The sequence below is a fragment of the Pseudomonas sp. S3_A03 genome, assembly GCF_054668275.1.
Genome location: NZ_CP162753.1, coordinates 999,628 through 1,020,277, shown reverse-complemented (window position 1 = coordinate 1,020,277; position 20,650 = coordinate 999,628). Strand labels below are relative to the sequence as shown.

Below are 20,650 nucleotides of genomic sequence, written 5' to 3'. Positions count from 1 at the left end.
ATGGCAAAGAATGTATTAGTGGTGGACGACTCCAGCAGCGTGCGCCAAGTGGTCGGCATTGCCTTGAAGAGCGCCGGCTATGAGGTGATCGAGGCGTGCGATGGCAAGGACGCGCTGGGCAAGCTCAACGGGCAGAAGGTGCACTTGATCATCAGCGACGTGAACATGCCCAACATGGACGGCATCACCTTCGTCAAGGAGGTCAAGAAGCTGGCCAGCTACAAGTTCACGCCGATCATCATGCTGACCACCGAATCGCAGGAATCGAAAAAAGCCGAGGGCCAGGCCGCGGGCGCCAAAGCCTGGGTGGTCAAGCCGTTCCAGCCGGCGCAGATGCTGGCGGCGGTGTCCAAGTTGATCCTGCCCTGATCGCCGACGGCCCGGAGGCCCCATGCCTATCACCCATGAAACACTCGACGGCGCCGCCCGCGTGGGCATCGAGGGCGAGCTGACGATCTACACCGTGGCCGAACTGGCCGCTGCGCTGCTGCCCCGGATCAGCACTGCGCCGCGCCTGGAGGTCGACCTGTCAGAAGTCACGGAAATCGACGGCGCCGGCCTGCAATTACTGGCGGTGATCCGCCGTGAAGCCGCCGTCGGCGGCACGCCGGTCAGCCTTGTAGGGCAGAGCCAGGCGATTACCCAAACATTGCATTTATGTGGCGGCACGCTGTTTTAGCGCGCCATAGCCGATCAATGAGCGACAAAGGAATGTCCAGGTGAGTATTAATCTCGATCAGGCACAGCAGACCTTTATCGTCGAGGCACGCGAGCTGTTGCAGGTCATGGAGCAATCCCTGCTGCAATTGGAAAACGAGCCAGGTGATGAGGATGCCATCGGCGCGGTGTTTCGCGCCGCACATACCATCAAGGGCTCCGCTGGGTTGTTTGGCCTGGCGCCCATCGTCGGGTTCACGCATATCGTCGAAGACGTACTCGACCGCCTGCGCGAGGGCAGTGTAACCGTGGATGCGGCGCTGATCGCGCTGCTGCTCAAGTGCGGCGACCACATGCTCGAACTGATCGAGGCGGTCGACCATCACGACGGCGCGCTGCAGCCTGCCACGCTGGAACGCGGTGAGGTGTTGCGCGAGGCGCTGAGCGCCTATCAGCCGCTGCAGGCCGCCCCCGCCGGCGGCGAAATCGCCGTGACGGATGACGCGCCTCAGGCCGAGCTGCTCTGGCATATTTCCCTGCGCTTCGGCGTGGACGTGTTTCGCAACGGCATGGACCCGTTGTCCTTCCTGCGTTACCTCGACACCTTGGGCCAGGTGCTACAGGTCACTACCCTGACCGACAGCATTCCACCCGTGGACGCCTGGGACCCGGAAAGCTGCTACCTGGGATTCGAGATCGACCTGCGTTCGAATGCCAGCCACACAACCCTCAACGAAGTCTTCGATTTCGTGCGCGATGACTGTGAAGTACAGATTTGCGCCGTTGATGAGCCGAGCGACAGTGGCCCCGCCACCGGCACCGAGCTGGTCACCCAGGCCGCGCCCGCCAGCCCCACGCAAGCTGCGCAACAGCGCGTGGCCACGGCCAGCGACGCCAAGCCCCGCGATGGCGCCTACGTGCGGGTCAATGCCGACAAGCTCGACGAATTGATCAACCTGGTGGGCGAGCTGGTTATCGCCAGCGCCGGTGCCAGCCTGCTGGCCCGCTCCTGCAACAACGATCCGTTGCAGGAAGCCACCTCCACCGTGTCGGGGCTGGTGGAAGAGATCCTCGATGGCGCCCTGCACCTGCGCATGATCCCGATCGGCGACACCTTCAATCGCTTCCGCCGCGTGGTGCGCGATGTCAGCCAGGAATTGGGCAAGGACATCGACCTGATCATCAACGGTGCGGAAACCGAGCTGGACAAAACCGTGGTGGAGAAAATCGGCGACCCGCTGATGCATCTGTTGCGCAATGCCATGGACCACGGCATCGAAAATGCCGACGCCCGGCGCGCGGCAGGCAAGTCAGCCAAGGGCCACCTGAGCCTGAACGCATATCACGATTCGGGCAGCATCGTGATCGAGATCGCCGACGACGGTGCCGGGCTCAACCGCGAACGGATCCTGGAAAAAGCCCAGGAGCGCGGGCTGGTCGCCAGCGGCGCGCAGCTCAGCGACCAGGAGATCTACAACCTGATTTTCGAAGCCGGCTTTTCCACGGCCGAGGCGGTGACCAACCTCTCCGGACGCGGCGTCGGCATGGATGTGGTCAAGCGCAATATCACCCTGTTGCGCGGCACCGTCGACCTCGACAGCCGCCCTGGCCAGGGCACCGTGGTGCGCATTCGCCTGCCGCTGACCCTGGCGATCATCAATGGCTTCCTGGTGGGCATCGACCAATCCACTTACGTGATTCCGCTGGACATGGTTCAGGAATGCATCGAACTGGACGAACGCCAGCGCCAATCCAGCCGCGACCAGGGCTACCTGGACCTGCGTGGCGAGGTGTTGCCGCTGGTCGACCTGCGCGAGCATTTCAGCCACGAAGGCCCGGCGGCGCGCCGCCAGAACGTGGTGGTGGTGCGCTATGCCGAGCACAAGGCCGGGCTGGTGGTGGATGACCTGCTCGGCGAGTTCCAGACCGTGATCAAACCCTTGGGCAAGCTGTTCGGCGCGCTGCGCGGCATCAGCGGCTCGACCATCCTGGGCAGCGGCGCGGTGGCCCTGATCCTGGATGTGCCGGCACTGCTCAATCAAATCGTACAACAAGAAACGCGCACGCCTCAGGTGCCCCCCCAGGCCTCGGTCGTCGTGCGCTGAAGCATTTGCAATTTCCATGGAGGTTCCCCGATGAAATGGTTCTACGATCTTAAAATTTCCACCAAGTTGATCAGCTCATTCCTGGTGGTCCTGGCGCTCACGGCGGGGATGGGCGCGTTCGCCATCCTCCAACTGGGCGCCGTCAACCATGCGGCGCAGGAGATCCGGGGCAACTGGATGCCGTCGATGCGCGCGGCGGCCGGCATGCGCTTTTTTGCCGCCAACTACCGGCTGAAGGAAAACCGCAATATCAGTACCGAAGTGGCCGAGGAGAAAGCCCAGGCCGAGCGCGAAGCAGTGGAAGCGCGCCAGCAGTTCGAAACCCGGCTGGACACCTACGAACAACTGCTGTCGAACGACGAAGACCGTCAGTTGCTGGCCGGAGTGAAAAGCGCCTGGAACGCTTACCTCGCGGCCAGCCAGCAATTGCTGGAGCTGTCCCGGCAGAACCAGGAAGCCCAGGCGCGCGCCCTGCTGCGCGGCGAATCCAAGACGCACTTCGATGAGTTGACCAACCGCCTGCAGAAAATGGTCGAACTCAACGATGCCGGCGCCACGGTAGCCGGTGACCGGGGCTCGGTGCTGTATGAAGAATCACGCCTGTTGATCATCGTGACACTGGGCGCGGCGCTGCTGATCGGCCTGGGCCTGGCCCTGTTCATCGCGCGGATTATTTCGCGCCCGCTGCGACTGGCCGCGACCGCCGCCGAACAATTGGCCGAAGGCAATCTCACTGCGCCCATCGCGCCCGGCTCGAAGGATGAAACCGGCATGGTGCTCAACGCCATGCGCGATATGGTCGGCAAGCTCGCGCATATCATCGGCGAAGTGCGCAACGCTGCCGACAACCTGGCCAGCGCCTCGGAGCAAGTCAGCGCCACCGCGCAGTCGATGAGCCAGGCCACCAGCGAACAGGCCGCCAGCGTCGAGGAAACCAGCGCGTCGGTGGAGCAGATGAGCGCGAGCATCAACCAGAACACCGAAAACGCCAAGGTCACCGATGGCATGGCCAGCAAGGCCGCCAAAGAAGCCACCGACGGCGGCGAGTCGGTGCAGCAAACCGTGGTGGCGATGAAGAAAATCGCCCAGCGCATCAGCATCATCGATGACATTGCCTACCAGACCAACCTGCTGGCGCTCAACGCCGCCATCGAGGCCGCGCGGGCCGGCGAGCACGGCAAAGGCTTTGCCGTGGTGGCCGCCGAAGTGCGCAAACTGGCGGAGCGCAGCCAGGTGGCCGCCCAGGAAATCGGCGAGTTGTCGTCCAGCAGCGTGGACATGGCCGAAAAAGCCGGCAAGTTGCTCGACGAAATGGTGCCCTCGATCAACAAGACCTCCGACCTGGTGCAGGAAATCAGTGCCGCCTCCGAGGAACAGGCCGCCGGTGTCGCGCAGATCAACACGGCCATGACCCAGCTCAACCAAGTGACCCAGCAGAACGCCTCCAGCAGCGAGGAACTGGCCGCCACCGCCGAAGAAATGAGCAGCCAGGCCGAGCAACTGCAACAAGCGATGAGCTTTTTCGTGCTCGACTCCGCCCCGAAGGCCGCGGTGCAAAACAGCAACCCCGACAGCCCGGGCAGCAAGCCCAGCCGTCAGCCACCGCGCCCGGCCCCGCAGGCCCCGCGCAAAGCCTTCGCCTACAACATGGCCAGCGCCCCGGACGAATCGGAATTCACCCGTTTCTGATGGCAACCCTCAATGCGGGCTCACAGGGAGAATGACATGGGTGCAGTAATGACTACCCGGCAGGCCGTGGTTGCGGCCGATGAGGATGCGCAATACCTGACCTTCATGCTTGGCGGCGAGATGTTCGCCATCGGCATTCTGGGCATCAAGGAAATCATCGAATACGGCAGCCTGACCGTGGTGCCGATGATGCCCGCGTTCGTGCGCGGCGTGATCAACCTGCGCGGCGCCGTGGTGCCGGTGGTTGACCTGTCGGCGCGTTTTGGCCGGGCTAACTCGTCGATTACCCGGCGCTCCTGCGTCATCATCATCGAAGCCAGCACTGACGATGGCCCGCACCAGGACATTGGGCTGCTGGTGGACACGGTCTCTGCCGTGCAGGAGATCCCGGCGGCGCAGATCGAGCCGCCGCCCAGCTTCGGCGCGCGGATTCGCGCCGACTTTATCGGCGGCATGGCCAAGGTCGATGGCAAGTTCGTGATTGTGCTGGAGGTGAACAAAGTGCTGTCTATCGATGAGATGTCCAGCCTGGCTGAAAGCACCCAGGCGCCGACGCTCGACCTCGACGCGCGTTGAGGCTCGATCATGGCAGACACCGCCTCGCTCAACGACCGTGAATTCGGTCAGTTCCAATCCTGGCTGTACCGTGCGGCAGGCATCAACCTGTCGTCGGCCAAGAAAGCCCTGGTGGCCGGGCGCCTGTCCAAGCGCCTCAAGCACTATGAGCTGCAGAGCTATGGGGATTATTTCCAACTGATCATGAGTGACCAGCGCCAGGGCGAGCTGCAAGTCGCGCTGGACCTGCTGACCACCAATGAGACCTACTTTTTTCGCGAACCCAAGCACTTTGACTTTCTGCGCCAGCAGGTATTGCCCAGGGCCGCGCCAGGCAAAGTGTTTCGCGTATGGAGCGCGGCCAGCTCATCGGGCGAAGAACCCTACAGCCTGGCGATGACCCTGGCCGAGGCGCTGGGCACCACGCCCTGGGAAGTGATCGGCTCGGACATCAGCACCCAGGTACTGGCCAAGGCGCGCACCGGGCATTATTCGATGGAGCGCGCCGGCACCCTGCCCCAGCCGCTGCTGACCAAGTACTGCCTCAAAGGTATCGGCCGCCAGGAAGGCACCTTCCTGATCGACAAGAGCCTGCGCAACCGCGTGAGCTTCGTGCAGGTCAACCTGAACGAACCGTTGCCCGGCCTTGGTGAGTTCGATGTGATTTTCCTGCGCAACGTGATGATCTACTTCGACCAGCAGACCAAGCGCCAAGTGGTTGCGCGCTTGTTGCCGCAGCTTAAACCCGGCGGCCATTTCATCATCAGTCACTCCGAAAGCCTCAACGGTGTGAACGACACCTTGAAGCTGGTGGCGCCGTCGATTTACCGCAAGCCATGAAAAAGCCGGTCGATGCCGCCGAAGTGGTCCTGGCGCCAGGCCAGGTCAGCTTTGTGACGCGGCCGACACGCCTGCGCACGCTGTTGGGATCCTGCGTGGCGTTCACCTTCTGGCACCCGCAACGGTTGATCGGCGGCATGTGCCATTTCATGTTGCCGGCGCGCATGCGGGTTGATCAGCCACTGGATGGCAAATACGGTGACGAAGCGCTGGAGCTGCTGCTTCAACACGCGCACGCCCACGGCACGCGGCCACAGGATTATCAGGTAAAGGTGTTCGGCGGCGGCGAGATGTTCCCCACGCAGGTGTACCTGCCGGCGCGCAATGTGGCCAGCCTGAACGTCCTCGCGGCGCTGGCCCTCGCCGAGCGCCATGATTTGCACCTCACGGCCCAGGACATGGGCAGTACCGGCTATCGCACTATTGTGTTCGACCTGTGGAACGGCAACGTCTGGGTCCGGCATCAACCAATGGGAAAACGTTAAAACCATGCCTTCCAAAAAAATCAGTGTATTGCTGGTCGATGACTCGGCCGTGGTACGCCAGGTGCTGCTGGCGATCTTCAACGACACGCCGGACATCCACGTCATGGGCGCGGCCTCCGACCCGATCTTCGCCATGGACAAACTCGCCCGGGAATGGCCGGATGTGATCGTGCTGGACGTGGAAATGCCGCGCATGGACGGCATCACTTTTCTGCGCAAAATCATGAGCGAGCGGCCGACGCCGGTGGTGATCTGCTCCTCACTGACCCAAAAAGGCGCGGAGACCTCCCTGCAGGCGCTGTCGGCCGGCGCGGTGGAAGTCATCACCAAACCCACCACTGGCTTGAAAAATTTCCTGATCGAGTCGGCGCCGGAATTGGTCGCCGCGATCCGCGCGGCCGCCCATTCCAACGTCAAGAACCTGGGCAAGCGCAGCGCACGGCCGACACCCGCCCCCGCACCGGCGGGCAAACTCAGTGCCGACGCGATCCTGCCCGCCGCCAGCGGCCAGGCCATGGCCCAGACCACCGAACGTATCGTCGCCATCGGCACCTCCACCGGCGGCACTCAAGCGCTGGAAGCGGTACTCACGGCGCTGCCGAGGGTGTGCCCGGGCATGGTGATCGTGCAGCACATGCCGGAGAAATTCACCGCGTCATTCGCCGAGCGCCTCAACAGCGTGTGCCAGATCGAGGTGCGCGAAGCCCGCAACAACGACCGCATACTCCCCGGCCTTGCGCTGATCGCCCCTGGCGGCAAGCACCTGATGGTCACCCGCAGCGGCGCCTTCTATCACGCCCAAGTCATCGACGGGCCGCTGGTCAACCGGCACCGCCCCTCCGTCGATGTGCTGTTTCGCTCGGTGGCCAAGTTTGCCGGCAAGAACGCCACGGGCATCATCATGACCGGGATGGGCGACGACGGCGCCCGCGGCCTCAAGGAAATGCTCGACGCCGGCGCCGCCACGGTGGCCCAGGACGAGGCCAGTTGCGTGGTGTTCGGCATGCCCAAGGAAGCCATCAAACTCAATGCCGCCCAGCGCATCATGGCGTTGCAGGATATTCACCAGGCGATTTTGCATAAGTAAACCGCCCGTGGCGCAGGCAGCTTGCTCCCGATGAGGGCGTGTCAGTGAATGCATCCGTTCCTGACCCACTGCCATCGGGAGCAAGCCCCCTCCTACACTTGGATCTCTACCCGTGAGCCAGATATGTGTCGGCTATCAGGGCGTCACAGGAGTAAGCTCGGCCGCCAGGCCCCACTGCTTCGTCGGTATTGCTATCACGGCCATCGATAGCACCCTAACGAAAGCCCCAGGCTAGAGGGCTCATCCCGTGCTTATATCATTCCGAATGATAGTTACCTTTGCTTCATTCGATTCGTGACATACCGCGTCCCCGCGCATGATCCGCCCATCTCAAATACATTGGCGGATGCACCTCATGGAACAGTCACTCAAACATTTGCGCTTCCCCCTGGCGATTTTGGCCGTGGTGGTGATGAGCGCGTGCGGCAAGACCCCGGAACAAGCGGCCGCCATGCCGGCGGCCAAAGTCAGCGTGGCCAAGGTACTTGAGCAACCGGTCAATGAGTGGGACGAGTTCACCGGGCGCCTGGAAGCACCGGAAACCGTACAGATCCGCCCACGGGTTTCCGGCCAGATTGACCAAGTCGCTTTCACTGAAGGCGCTTTGGTCAAGAAAGGCGACCTGCTGTTCCAGATTGACCCGCGTCCGTTCCAGGCTGAAGTGCGCCGCCTTGAAGCCCAGCTTGCCCAGACCAAAGCCGCTGCCACCCGCAGCGACAACGAAGCCCAGCGTGGCGAACGCCTGCGCCAGAGCAATGCGATCTCCGCCGAACTGGCCGACTCGCGCACCACCGCCGCCCAGGAAGCCCGCGCCGCCGTCGCCGGGATCCAGGCGCAGTTGGACCTGGCCAAGCTGAACCTGAGCTTCACCCGCGTGACCGCGCCGATCAGCGGCCGCGTCAGCCGTGCCGAAATCACCGCCGGCAACCTGGTGACCGCCGATACCACCGCGCTGACCAGCGTGGTCTCCACCGACAAGGTCTACGCCTACTTCGACGCCGATGAGCGCGTGTTCCTCAAGTACACCGAGTTGGCCCGCCAGGGCCGTCGTGGCGCCACCACCCCGGTGTACCTGGGCCTGTCGAACGAAACCGGCAACCCGCACCTGGGCCAGATGAACTTCGTCGACAACCAGGTCAACCCGGCCACCGGCACCATCCGTGGGCGCGCGGTGTTCGATAACAGCAAGGGCGAATACACCCCCGGCCTGTATGCGCGCCTCAAGTTGGTGGGCAGCGGCACCTACTCCGCCGTGCTGATCAACGACGAAGCCGTGGGCACCGACCTGGGCAAGAAGTTCGTGCTGGTGATGGACGGCGACAAGCCGGCGTATCGCTCGGTAGAGCTGGGGCCGAAGATCGAAGGTTTGCGCATCGTGCGCAGCGGCCTGAACAAGGACGACACCATTATCGTCAAGGGCCTGCAGCGTGTGCGCCCAGGCTCGCCGGTCGCCCCGGAAACCATCCCGATGGCCAGCAAGGAAACCCTCGCCGCCTTGGCCCAACAACGACAAGCGCTTGAAGCCAGCAACCTGGAACAAGTGGCGCCGGAAAAACCCGCGCCCAAGCTGGCCAGCGTCGCGACTCCACGCGGTTAAGGGATACGACTCAAGATGAATTTTTCCAAGTTCTTCATTTCGCGGCCGATCTTCGCAGCGGTACTTTCGCTGTTGATCCTGATCGCCGGCGCGATCTCGCTGTTCCAATTGCCGATCAGCGAATACCCGGAAGTGGTGCCGCCGACCGTCGTGGTACGCGCCAACTTCCCGGGCGCCAACCCCAAGGTCATCGGTGAAACCGTGGCGGCCCCGCTTGAGCAGGCCATCACCGGCGTCGAGAACATGCTGTACATGTCCTCGCAGTCGACCGCCGACGGCAAGCTGACCCTGACCATCACCTTCGCCCTGGGTACCGACCTGGACAATGCGCAGGTGCAGGTACAAAACCGCGTCACCCGTACGCAGCCAAAACTGCCCGAGGAAGTGACCCGCATCGGTATTACCGTGGACAAGGCCTCCCCCGACCTGACCATGGTGGTGCACTTGACCTCCCCGGATCAGCGTTACGACATGCTCTACCTGTCCAACTACGCCTTGCTCAATATCAAGGATGAGTTGGCGCGCCTGGGGGGCGTGGGTGATGTGCAGCTGTTCGGCATGGGCGACTACTCGCTGCGTGTATGGCTGGACCCGAACAAGACCGCTTCGCGCAACCTGACCGCCACCGATGTGGTAACGGCCATTCGCGAACAAAACCGCCAGGTGGCTGCCGGTGCCCTGGGCGCGCCGCCCGCACCGAATGCCACCGCGTTCCAGTTGTCGGTGAATACCCAAGGCCGCCTGGTCACTGAGGAAGAGTTCGAGAACATCGTTATTCGCGCCGGCGATAACGGTGAAATCACCCGCCTCAAGGACATCGCACGGGTGGAGCTGGGCTCCAGCCAATACGCCCTGCGTTCGTTGCTCAACAATCAGCCGGCCGTGGCGATCCCGATCTTCCAGCGGCCGGGTTCCAACGCTATCGAGATCTCCAACGAAGTGCGCGGCAAGATGGAAGAGCTGAAAAAGAGCTTCCCGCAAGGCATGGACTTCAGCATCGTCTACGACCCGACCATCTTCGTCCGGGGTTCCATCGAAGCGGTGGTGCACACCCTGTTTGAAGCACTGATCCTGGTGGTGCTGGTGGTGATTCTGTTCCTGCAAACCTGGCGCGCCTCGATCATTCCGTTGGTGGCGGTGCCGGTATCGTTGATCGGTACGTTTGCGGTGATGCACCTGTTCGGCTTTTCGCTCAACGCCCTGTCATTGTTCGGCCTGGTATTGGCCATCGGTATCGTGGTGGACGACGCCATCGTGGTGGTGGAGAACGTCGAACGTAACATCGAGCTGGGCCTGGAACCGTTCCCGGCCACTGAAAAAGCCATGAGCGAAGTGACCGGCCCGATCATCGCCACCGCGTTGGTGCTGTGTGCGGTGTTCATCCCAGCGGCCTTCATCAGCGGCCTGACCGGGCAGTTCTACAAACAGTTCGCCTTGACCATCGCAATTTCCACGGTGATCTCGGCCTTCAACTCGCTGACCTTGTCCCCTGCCCTGGCCGCCGTGTTGCTGCGCAGCCACGACGCGCCAAAGGACCGCTTCTCCAAGGTGCTCGACAAGATTTTCGGCGGCTGGTTGTTCCGTCCGTTCAACCGCTTCTTCGAGAAAGCCAGCCACGGTTATGTCGGCACCGTACGCCGAGTGATTCGCGGCAGCGGCATCGCCCTGTTCCTGTACGCGGGCCTGATGGTGCTGACCTGGTTCGGCTTTGCCCACACTCCGACCGGTTTCGTACCGGCCCAGGACAAGCAATACCTGGTGGCCTTCGCGCAACTGCCGGACGCCGCGAGCCTGGACCGCACCGAAGACGTGATCAAGCGCATGTCCGAGATCGCCTTGAAACAACCGGGCGTGGACAGCGCGGTGGCGTTCCCCGGCCTGTCGATCAACGGTTTTACCAACAGCCCGAACAGCGGCATCGTGTTCGTGACCCTCAAACCGTTCGACGAGCGTAAAGACCCGAGCATGTCGGCCGGTGCGATTGCCGGCGCCTTGAACGGCCAGTACAGCAACATCCAGGAAGCCTACATGGCGATCTTCCCACCGCCGCCGGTACAGGGCCTGGGCACCATCGGCGGGTTCCGCCTGCAGATCGAAGACCGTGGCAACCTGGGTTACGACGAGCTGTACAAAGAAACCCAGAACATCATCGCCAAGAGCCATAACGTGCCGGAGTTGTTCGGCCTGTTCACCAGCTACACGGTCAACGTGCCCCAGGTCGATGCCGCCATCGACCGCGAAAAGGCCAAGACCCACGGCGTGGCGATCAGCGACATCTTCGACACCCTGCAGATCTACCTGGGCTCGCTGTATGCCAACGACTTCAACCGCTTTGGCCGCACCTACCAGGTCAACGTGCAGGCTGAGCAGCAGTTCCGCCTGGACGAAGACCAGATCGGCCAATTGAAAGTGCGTAACAACAAGGGCGAGATGATCCCGCTGGCGACCTTTATCAAGGTCAGCGACACCTCGGGGCCGGACCGCGTGATGCACTACAACGGTTTTATCACCGCCGAAATCAACGGCAACGCCGCACCGGGCTACAGCTCGGGCCAGGCCCAGGCCGCGATCGAAAAACTGTTGAAGGATGAACTGCCCAACGGCATGACCTACGAGTGGACCGACCTGACCTATCAGCAAATCCTCTCGGGCAACACCGCGCTGTTCGTGTTCCCGCTCTGCGTATTGCTGGCGTTCCTGGTACTGGCCGCCCAATACGAAAGCTGGAGCCTGCCGCTGGCGGTGATCCTGATCGTGCCGATGACGCTGCTGTCGGCCATTACCGGGGTGATCATGTCGGGCGGCGACAACAACATCTTTACCCAGATCGGCCTGATCGTACTGGTGGGCCTGGCCTGTAAGAACGCGATCCTGATCGTGGAGTTCGCCAAGGACAAACAGCAGGAAGGCCTCGACCCGCTCGCCGCGGTACTGGAAGCCTGCCGTCTGCGTCTGCGGCCGATCCTGATGACGTCGTTCGCGTTCATCATGGGCGTGGTACCCCTGGTGTTCTCCAGCGGTGCCGGTGCCGAGATGCGTCATGCCATGGGTGTGGCGGTGTTCTCCGGGATGATCGGGGTGACCTTCTTCGGTCTGTTGCTGACGCCAGTGTTCTACGTACTGATCCGTCGCTATGTGGAGCGCCAAGAAGCGCGCAAAGCGGCCAAGGCCTTGAAGCTGGAGACACAGCAATGAGTGTGAACGTGTTTTTGCCAAGCTTGCTGGTACTGGCGCTGAGCGCCTGTGCCGTGGGCCCGGACTACAAAGCCCAAACCCCGGAGGCGGCGAACATCACCGCCGCCGCGGATGCCAAGCAATATGACCACGCCAAGTTCGAAGGCATCTGGTGGCAGCAGTTCGAAGACCCGACCCTGAACCAGTTGGTGACGCAATCCCTGCAAGGCAACCGTGACCTGCGCGTGGCCTTTGCCCGCCTGCGGGCGGCACGGGCGATCCGCGATGACGCCAGCAATGACGCCATGCCGACCATCACCAGCCGCGTCAGCAGTGACCAGGGCAAAGGCCAGATCCCCGGGCAAACCACGCGCAGGGTCAAGACCGAGCGTTACGACCTGGGCCTGGACATGGCGTGGGAACTGGACCTGTTCGGCCGCATCCAGCGCAACCTGGAAGCCACCGACGCCGACCAGCAGGCCGCCGAAGCTGACTTGTACCAACTGCAAGTCAGCATGATTGCCGAACTGGTCGACGCCTACGGTCAACTGCGCGGCGCGCAACTGCGTGAACGCATTGCCCTGGACAACCTGAAGAACCAACAGGAATCGCGCACCATCACCGAAAGCCTGCGCGATGCCGGGGTGGGTGACCAACTCGACGTGGAGCGCGCCGACGCCCGCCTGGCGGCGGTTGAAGCCAGCGTGCCGCAACTGCAGGCCGAGCAGGTGCGCGAGCGCAACCGCATCGCCACCCTCCTCGGCCAGCGCCCCGACAAACTGAGCGTAGACCTGAGCCCCAAAGACCTGCCGGCGATTGCCAAGGCGTTGCCGATCGGCGATCCAGGACAACTGCTGCAACGGCGCCCGGACATCCTCAGCGCCGAACGCAAACTGGCCGCCGCCACCGCGCGCATCGGCGTGGCCAAGGCCGACCTGTTCCCACGGGTCAGCCTCAGCGGCTTCCTCGGCTTTACCGCCGGGCGCGGTTCGCAGATCGGCTCGTCCGCGGCGAATGCCTGGGCCCTGGGCCCGAGCATCACCTGGGCCGCGTTTGACCTGGGCAGCGTGCGTGCTCGCTTGCGCGGCGCGGATGCCGAAGCGGATGGCGCGCTGGCCACCTATGAGCAACAAGTGCTGCTGGCGCTGGAAGAATCGGAAAATGCCTTCAGTGATTACGGTAAACGCCAACAGCGCCTGGTCTCGTTGATCCGTCAGAGTGAGTCCAGCCGCGCCGCCGCCGACCTCGCCGCGATCCGCTACCGCGAAGGCACCGTGGACTTCCTGGTCCTGCTCGACGCCCAGCGCGAACGCCTGGCCGCCGAAGACACCCAGGCCCAGGCCGAAGTGGACCTGTATCGCGGGATTGTGGCGATCTACAAGGCGCTGGGCGGTGGATGGCAGCCGGATACGGTCGTAGCGACGGCCAAATGATGTAAAGAGCTCCTTTGGTTGGTCGCATCCAGCCAATTTTAGCCCCGTGGTCCATTCGGCCATGGGGCTTTTTTTTGGAGCGTCCTAAAATGTTGAAGGTTGCTTCTGTAAGTTAAAAACGAAGTACCTTGTAAGAAAACTCTTAATACTGCGCTGCGCCTGGCGATCAGACTCAAGTCATTTATTCGTCGAAAAATGGACTTTCAAAAACAGATAAATATGCCTTAACCTTAAAGCTCAATGTCTAGGGCGCCAACAAAAAATGAGAAGATGGGGATTCTTAAAAAACAAAAACGACAACTTATATTATTCTCTATCGATATTTATGAACCTGGACGTTCAGAGAAGCCTGTTTGTACTTTACTTGCTGCAGCTGGGTATCACACAGGGCGAGATAGGCATTCTGCAATCCTTTTTATTCTTCTCTTGCGTAGCCTTGGAAATCCCATCCGGTTTACTCGCAGATCGCTATGGGCGTAAATGCTCTCTTATCATTGGTTTTTCAGGGTTGTTTTTAAGTGGCATTGGCTTTTTACTGTTTTCTTCTTTTATTCCTTTCGCCATTCTATTTTGTCTATTTGGCGCAAGTATTGCCATGGGCTCCGGCTCCGATAGGGCGTTACTGTATGACAACTTACTCGCTGAGAACCGCACAGCGGAATATCCTAAAATACTGTCACGCGCCCGTGCTATTGGCGCTGTGTCATTAGGCTTGTCCATGCTTGTGGGCGGCGTACTACAGGACACCTTGTCCTGGAACAGTGTTTACATTGTTTTTGCGGTATCAAAACTGATCGGTGCTTTTGTTGTTACATTGATTACTGAAGCCAAGCCCCCGCCCACCTCACTGACGCCCAATGAAAAAATCAATATACGCAATGAGGAAACCGAGGGGGTTTTTACTTCACTAACTAGGTTTTTCCGCTCGAAAAAAGGTGCCTTTCTTATACCCTTATTTATTGGATTCGCGTTATTCGAGCTATCAACGATCCCCTTGTTTATTTATGGTCAGCCATTTTTTTCAATGCAGGGATTGGAGATACCTACCATTGCCGGCATTTATGCTGCCGTTGAAGCCGTCTCGGCATTGATGTTCATGGCTGCGGGTTTTATTTGCAGCCGACTTTCTCTGGGCATCATTGCCTTCACTACAACCGGCATCGTCACGCTTCTGCTTTTCATTTTGTCATTCAACATCGGCATCGTTACTTCAATTGCTGCCTTCCTACTTATTATGTCGCTGCCTGCTCTATATGAGACTTCCTATGAAACCTATATTCATGACAATGTTGAGTCACGTATTCGAGCCTCTTGCCTGTCTGTTGCGAATCTAGTCAACTCGATCATCATCGGCATCTCCTACAGCGTGTTTGGAGGACTAGTAGATGTCTACGGCTTCTCGCTGACGTTGATCATAGTTGCGGCCTTCTGCCTGGTTGGTTTGTTGGGTGTAAGCGCCACGTTGCTGTTAGGTGGACAAAAAAACCGTTTAAACCAACAAAACGCTTGAGATACGCAGTTTCATTTGCGAGCTGATCATCACACTGACAGGCATCCGACTGAAAACCTGACCTGTTTTGTCCGTACCCTTACGCCCTACATAGCATCGTTAAGAATCAAACTCCGATAATGCCCCGGATTCGACCCACTCCACTTGCGAAACGCCTTATAAAACGAACTGGTATCGGCAAATCCCAACCGCTCGGCTATCTCGGCAAAGCTGATCTGCGGTTCGGCCAGCCACACAATCGCCAGTTCCTTGCGCACGCTGTCCTTCAACCCCTGATACGTCTGCCCTTCTTCGGCCAGGCGCCGCCGCAGGGTCGAGGCGGAGATACAGTGGGCCGCCGCCAGGCCATCGGTTTCCGGCCAGGTGTCGGGCGGCATTTGGCGCAGGTCGTGCTTGATGCGGGTGGCCAGGCTGTCGGGGTCGCGGTATTTGACCAGGATGTTGGCCGGCGCGTGGGCCAGGAAACGTTGCAGTTCTTGCGGGCTGCGCTTGATCGGCAGGTCGAGGCAATCGGCGGAGACGATCATGCGCGTGCGTGGCCGGTTAAAGCGCAGGTTGTCGGAAAACATCACCCGGTAGTCATCACAATAATCCGGCGGCGGGCAGCGCAACTCGATGGCCAGGATGGGGATGCGCCGCCCCGCCAGCCAACAGGCAACACCGTGGACAATCATCCAATAGGTGAAGTAGGTGAAGGCGCGATTGGGCTCGGCATCCGGTTCCAGCAGCACGATTTCCGCCAGACTCTGTTGGCGCACCAATTGGGCGGGCAGGCGCTCCAGCATCAGTGAGAGAAACCCCAAGCCGGTTTCCAGGCCGGCCGCCAGGGTCGGTTGCGCGATGGCCGCCCGGCAGAGAAACGCCAGGCTACCGGACTTGAGCCTGCGCGGGTCCATGCCGAAGAACTCATCGTCGCAACGCCTTGCCAGCAAGCGCCACAGGCGTGCATAGGCCGTGGCCGGTACACGGGCGGCGGGCTCTTGCAGCAGCGCCGGGTCGATCCCGACTTTGCTCAGGGCCTCGACGGTGGCCGCCCCCGGCGCGCAACTCTGCGACAAGGCCTCGCGCACGAGGTGGATGGAGATGGTGTCTTTTTCCGCCATGGAAGTTGGGCAATCCGGTCGTGCATGAGGTGGCGTGCATCATAAGGGCGCTTGCGCTTTGCCACCACCGTTCAGCCGGCGTTCAGCTAAAGTCAATATTTCCTGTTTGGCAATGAGTATCATTATGTTACAACTTAGCACCCTAACTAATTGCCCTGCGGTGCCGAATGCTTGTCCCCTTTCTCATCATGCTGCGCGAAGGCATTGAAGCCGCATTGATCGTCGGCATCATCGCCAGTTACCTGCAACAGACCGGCCGTGGCCAATGGATGCCCGCCGTGTGGATTGGGGTGTTCCTTGCGGCAGCGCTGGCCTTGCTGGTGGGCGGCGGCCTGGAATGGGTCAGCGCGGAGTTCCCGCAGAAACAACAGGAGCTGTTCGAAGGCATCGTCGGCCTGGTTGCCGTGGGTATCCTCAGCTCCATGGTGTTCTGGATGCGCAAGGTTGCGCGCTCCATCAAGCATGCGTTGCACGCCTCCCTTGATCAGGCGTTGACCGGCTCCAGGCACCAGGTCACCGCACTGATCCTGATGGTGTTTTTCGCCGTGGCCCGCGAAGGCCTGGAAACCGTGTTTTTCCTGCTGGCGGTGTTCCAGCAGAGCGAAGGCCCCGGCGCGCCGATGGGCGCCCTGCTCGGCCTGGTGTTGGCGATTGTCATCGGCTGGCTGATTTACACCGGCAGCATGCGCCTGAACCTGGGTGCGTTTTTCCGCTGGACCGGCCTGTTCATCCTGGTGGTCGCGGCCGGCATCCTCGCCAACTCGGTGCAGGCTCTGCACGAGGCCGGGGTGTGGAACCATTGGCAAACCGTACTCTTCGATTTCAGCGCTGTATTGCCGATGGACAGCCCATTGGGTTCGGTGCTGGCCGGCATGTTCGGCTATCAGGAAGCACCGACCGTCAGCACGCTGGGTGCCTACCTGATTTACCTGGTGGTGGCGCTGGTGATGTTCTTCCTGCCCGCGACGCCGGCCAAGCCTGCCGCCACCCCCTCCTCCGTTTCCAGCCAGTAAGGACCGTCTCTTGTCCAGCCCAACGCCTCAACCTGCCTCGCCACCCCGCGCCCTGCGCTGGGCGGTGGCCGGCTCGGTGGTCGTGATGATCGCCGCCGGTGGCCTGTTCTACTACGCCTCGCAGATGGCCGCCGCCAAGCGCCAGGCCAACGGCAATGAAATTGCCGTGACCATCCACGGCCACGCCTGCGGGCCCAACGCACTGACCGTTCCGGCCGGGCGCGCGAGCTTTCGTATCATCAACCGCTCCGACCGTGCCGTGGAATGGGAAATCCTCGACGGCGTGCTGGTGGTTGAGGAGCGCGAAAACATCGCCCCCGGCCTTAGCCAGGTTATCAACGCCAACCTGTTGCCCGGCGACTATGCCATCACCTGCGGCCTGCTGAGCAACCCGCGTGGCACTTTGCATGTGACGCCCACGGCGCAGTCCGACGCCCAGGCCAAGGCCAAGCCGTCGATGGTGGCGTTTATCGGCCCGCTGTCGGAGTTCCGCGTGTACCTGAGCAGCCAGGGCAATGCGCTTATAAAGGCCACGACGGCGCTGCAACAGGCGATCGAGGCCGGTGACCTGGCCCAGGCGCAGGCGGCGTATGTACCAGCCCGTGAGGCTTATCAACGGCTGGCGCCGGCGTCGCAACGCCTGGCGGAACTGGACAACGCCATCAACGCCCGCGCCGATTATTTTGAAAAACGCGAACAGGACCCGGCGTTCAGTGGCTTGCATCGCCTCGAATACAGCCTGTTCCAGCAACGCAGCCTCGCTGGCCTGGCCCCGGTGGCGCAGCGCCTGGTGACCGACGTCAGCGGCCTCAAACAACAACTGCTGGCCCAGTCGCTGCCGCCGGAGCAACTGGTGAGCATCGTGGTGCGCAACCTCAACAGCCTGGCGGATGTGCGCGCCATCAGTGGTGAGGAAGAGCGCTACAGCCACATCGACCTGAACGGTTTCGCCGCCAACCTGCAAGCCTCGCACAAGGTGGTCGAGTTGATGCGCCCGCTGCTGGCCAAGTCTGCCGCTGACCTGCTCCCCAAAGTCGACAGTGCCCTCGCCGCGTTCGATGCCGAACTCGCAGGCTTTAAGGTCAATAACACTTACCGCACGTACGACAGCGTTACCGCCGATCAGCGTCAGCAGATCGCCGACAAGGCCAAGGCTCTGGCCGTTGCACTCGATGGAATCGACCCCGCCCTTGGCCTTTCCGGCCTGCAGTGAAGACGACCGAATTTATGAGCGATTCAGCACACTTTTCAGCACAACGTCGCCGCGTCCTGCTGGGCATGGCCGCCACCGGCGCGGCGATTGCCGGCAGCAGCCTGGCCTGCCCGGCGATGGCCGCCGCCGAGCAAGTCACCACGGCGCCACGCAGTGACAAGACCCAGGACCACCATGACTTTTTCGGCCAGCACCAAAGCGGCATCGTCACGCCGCGCCCGGCCTGCGGCATGCTCGTGGCGTTCGACGTGCTGGCCGGCGACCGCGACGACCTGGAGCGGCTGTTTCGCACCTTGAACGAGCGCATCAGCTTCTTGATGACCGGCGGCGCCGTGGCACAAGTCGACCCGAAACTGCCGCCCACCGACTCCGGGATTCTCGGCCCGGTGGTGACGCCGGACAACCTGACCATCACGGTTTCGGTCGGTGAATCGCTGTTCGATGAGCGCTTTGGCCTTGGCGCGGTGAAGCCCAAGCGCCTGAGCCGCATGGTGGGTTTTCCCAACGACGCGCTGGAGCCGACGCAGTGCCATGGCGACCTCAGCGTGCAGTTTTGCTCCAACACCCCCGACACCAATATCCATGCCCTGCGCGACATCGTGAAGAACCTGCCCGACCTGCTGCTGGTGCGCTGGAAGCAGGAAGGCAGCGTGCCGCCCCAGGCCCCTGCCAAACCCGGCACGCCTGCGCAGAGCGCGCGTAATTTCCTGGGGTTTCGTGACGGTTCGGCCAACCCCGACTCCAACGACGACAAGGCGATGAACCAGATTGTGTGGGTACAGCCGGGCAGCGACGAGCCAGCCTGGGCGGCTCATGGCAGCTATCAGGCGGTGCGCATCATCCGCAACTTCGTCGAGCGCTGGGACCGCACGCCCCTGCAAGAACAGGAAAGCATCATCGGTCGGGTCAAGACCACCGGCGCACCCATGGATGGCCAGCAAGAAAGCCAGGTGCCCGACTACAGCCAGGACCCGCACGGCAAGTTGACCAAGCTCGATGCGCATATCCGCCTGGCCAACCCGCGCACCCCGCAGACCCAGGCCAACCTGATCCTGCGGCGGCCGTTCAACTACTCCAACGGCGTCAATAAAAACGGTCAGCTCGACATGGGGCTGTTGTTCATCTGCTACCAGGCTGACCTGGAGAAAGGCTTTATCAGCGTGCAGACCCGGCTCAACGGCGAACCCCTGGAGGAGTACCTCAAGCCGGTGGGCGGCGGGTACTTTTTCAGCCTGCCGGGGGTCACCGGGCCCAAGGATTTTCTTGGACGCACACTGCTTGCGGCCGCGCACCCTCAAACCACTGCCAATACCTAAAACAAACCCCACAGCGGAAACCGTCCCATGAAGAAGTCGACTCTCGCGTTGTCGTTGTTAATGACCCTTTCGCCCCTGGCCGCCTTCGCCGCCACCACGGCGCCGCTGGACCTGGTAGGCCCGGTGTCGGACTACAAGATCTACGTCACCGAAGAAATCGGTGAGCTGGTGACCCAGACCCAGGCCTTCACCGACGCCATCAACCAAGGCGACCTGGCCACCGCCAAAAAACTCTACGCGCCGACCCGTGTGCACTATGAGTCCATCGAACCGATCGCCGAGCTGTTCAGCGACCTCGACGCGTCCATCGACTCCCGCGTGGACGACCACGAAAAAGGCGTGACCGCCGAAGACTTCACCGGTTTCCACCGCATCGAATATGCGCTGTTTTCGCAGAACTCGACCAAAGGCCTGGAGGCGCTCACCGCCAAGCTCAACACCGATGTCAACGACCTCAAGACCCGCGTCGATGGCCTGACCTTCCCGCCGGAAAAAGTCGTGGGCGGTGCCGCCGCCCTGCTTGAAGAAGTCGCCGCCACCAAGATCTCCGGCGAAGAAGACCGCTACAGCCACACCGACCTGTACGACTTCCAGGGCAACATCGACGGCGCGAAGAAAATCGTCGACCTGTTCCGTGGCCAGATCGGGCAGCAAGACAAGGCTTTCCTGGCCAAGGTCGACAAGAACTTCGCCAGCGTCGACAAGATCCTGGCCAAGTACAAAACCAAGGACGGCGGGTTCCAGACCTATGACAAGGTCAAGGAAGCCGACCGTAAAGCCTTGGTCGGCCCGGTCAATACCCTGGCTGAAGACCTCTCGATGTTGCGTGGCAAGCTGGGCTTGAACTGATTGGCCGCCTCGACATGCGCGCAG

The 20,650-nt window shown here is 61.6% G+C and carries 17 protein-coding genes; 16 read left to right on the top strand and 1 reads right to left on the bottom strand.

All coding sequences use genetic code 11. The features are described 5' to 3' along the window. The 12 genes from AB4O25_RS04370 (at nucleotide 1) to AB4O25_RS04315 (ending at nucleotide 15,132) form a co-directional block, all read left to right on the top strand. The gene (locus AB4O25_RS04370; RefSeq protein WP_017529026.1) at nucleotides 1-369 is read left to right on the top strand and encodes a response regulator; all 369 of its coding nucleotides are present in this window, start codon (nucleotides 1-3) and stop codon (nucleotides 367-369) included. 22 nt (nucleotides 370-391) lie between these two features. Next, complete coding sequence (locus AB4O25_RS04365) at nucleotides 392-679, top strand: STAS domain-containing protein (RefSeq protein WP_017529025.1); 288 nt, start codon at nucleotides 392-394, stop codon at nucleotides 677-679. Between the two features lie 40 nt (nucleotides 680-719). Next, nucleotides 720-2,762 (top strand): chemotaxis protein CheA, encoded by a 2,043-nt coding sequence (locus tag AB4O25_RS04360; protein WP_460150562.1) that lies wholly within the window; start codon nucleotides 720-722, stop codon nucleotides 2,760-2,762. A 30-nt stretch (nucleotides 2,763-2,792) separates the two neighbouring features. Beyond that, nucleotides 2,793-4,451 carry a methyl-accepting chemotaxis protein gene (locus AB4O25_RS04355; protein WP_460150561.1) on the top strand — a complete coding sequence of 553 codons (1,659 nt, stop codon included), beginning with the start codon at nucleotides 2,793-2,795 and terminating at the stop codon, nucleotides 4,449-4,451. A 36-nt stretch (nucleotides 4,452-4,487) separates the two neighbouring features. After that, a complete protein-coding gene (locus tag AB4O25_RS04350; RefSeq protein WP_460060272.1) occupies nucleotides 4,488-5,027 on the top strand; it encodes a chemotaxis protein CheW in 540 nt (179 codons plus the stop codon). A 9-nt stretch (nucleotides 5,028-5,036) separates the two neighbouring features. Beyond that, nucleotides 5,037-5,846 (top strand): CheR family methyltransferase, encoded by an 810-nt coding sequence (locus AB4O25_RS04345; RefSeq protein WP_017529021.1) that lies wholly within the window; start codon nucleotides 5,037-5,039, stop codon nucleotides 5,844-5,846. Further along, on the top strand, nucleotides 5,843-6,331 hold the full coding sequence (gene cheD / locus AB4O25_RS04340) for a chemoreceptor glutamine deamidase CheD (RefSeq protein WP_017529020.1): 489 nt from the start codon (nucleotides 5,843-5,845) through the stop codon (nucleotides 6,329-6,331). Before AB4O25_RS04345 ends, cheD begins: the two co-directional genes overlap by 4 nt. Before the next feature lie 4 nt (nucleotides 6,332-6,335). Continuing rightward, the gene (locus AB4O25_RS04335; RefSeq protein WP_017529019.1) at nucleotides 6,336-7,418 is read left to right on the top strand and encodes a protein-glutamate methylesterase/protein-glutamine glutaminase; all 1,083 of its coding nucleotides are present in this window, start codon (nucleotides 6,336-6,338) and stop codon (nucleotides 7,416-7,418) included. 355 nt (nucleotides 7,419-7,773) lie between these two features. Beyond that, on the top strand, nucleotides 7,774-9,015 hold the full coding sequence (gene mexE / locus AB4O25_RS04330) for a multidrug efflux RND transporter periplasmic adaptor subunit MexE (protein WP_065876897.1): 1,242 nt from the start codon (nucleotides 7,774-7,776) through the stop codon (nucleotides 9,013-9,015). 15 nt (nucleotides 9,016-9,030) lie between these two features. Continuing rightward, on the top strand, nucleotides 9,031-12,210 hold the full coding sequence (locus tag AB4O25_RS04325) for an efflux RND transporter permease subunit (RefSeq protein WP_017529017.1): 3,180 nt from the start codon (nucleotides 9,031-9,033) through the stop codon (nucleotides 12,208-12,210). Beyond that, nucleotides 12,207-13,622, top strand: a complete 1,416-nt coding sequence (locus AB4O25_RS04320) for an efflux transporter outer membrane subunit (protein WP_460150560.1) — start codon at nucleotides 12,207-12,209, stop codon at nucleotides 13,620-13,622. Before AB4O25_RS04325 ends, AB4O25_RS04320 begins: the two co-directional genes overlap by 4 nt. Nucleotides 13,623-13,947: 325 nt before the next feature. Next, a complete protein-coding gene (locus AB4O25_RS04315; RefSeq protein ID WP_460150559.1) occupies nucleotides 13,948-15,132 on the top strand; it encodes an MFS transporter in 1,185 nt (394 codons plus the stop codon). Nucleotides 15,133-15,218: 86 nt separating this feature from the next. On the opposite strand, the gene AB4O25_RS04310 is transcribed toward AB4O25_RS04315, so the two are convergent. Continuing rightward, nucleotides 15,219-16,235, bottom strand: coding sequence for an AraC family transcriptional regulator (locus AB4O25_RS04310; protein ID WP_017529014.1), 1,017 nt, complete (start codon nucleotides 16,233-16,235; stop codon nucleotides 15,219-15,221). 167 nt (nucleotides 16,236-16,402) lie between these two features. Here AB4O25_RS04310 and efeU point away from each other — a divergent pair, with 167 nt between their 5' ends. The 4 genes from efeU to efeO (AB4O25_RS04290) are packed head-to-tail and all read left to right on the top strand — an operon-like array spanning nucleotide 16,403 to nucleotide 20,626. Continuing rightward, the gene (gene efeU, locus AB4O25_RS04305; protein WP_460150558.1) at nucleotides 16,403-17,248 is read left to right on the top strand and encodes an iron uptake transporter permease EfeU; all 846 of its coding nucleotides are present in this window, start codon (nucleotides 16,403-16,405) and stop codon (nucleotides 17,246-17,248) included. Nucleotides 17,249-17,258: 10 nt separating this feature from the next. Then, a complete protein-coding gene (gene efeO / locus AB4O25_RS04300) occupies nucleotides 17,259-18,461 on the top strand; it encodes an iron uptake system protein EfeO (RefSeq protein WP_460150557.1) in 1,203 nt (400 codons plus the stop codon). A gap of 14 nt (nucleotides 18,462-18,475) precedes the next feature. Further along, entirely contained in the window at nucleotides 18,476-19,777 is a 1,302-nt protein-coding gene (gene efeB, locus AB4O25_RS04295) for an iron uptake transporter deferrochelatase/peroxidase subunit (RefSeq protein ID WP_267863824.1), read from the top strand. Between the two features lie 27 nt (nucleotides 19,778-19,804). Then, nucleotides 19,805-20,626: an iron uptake system protein EfeO gene (gene efeO / locus AB4O25_RS04290; protein WP_017529010.1), complete on the top strand. Its 822-nt coding sequence runs from the start codon at nucleotides 19,805-19,807 to the stop codon at nucleotides 20,624-20,626. The last annotated feature ends 24 nt before the right edge of the window (nucleotides 20,627-20,650 follow it).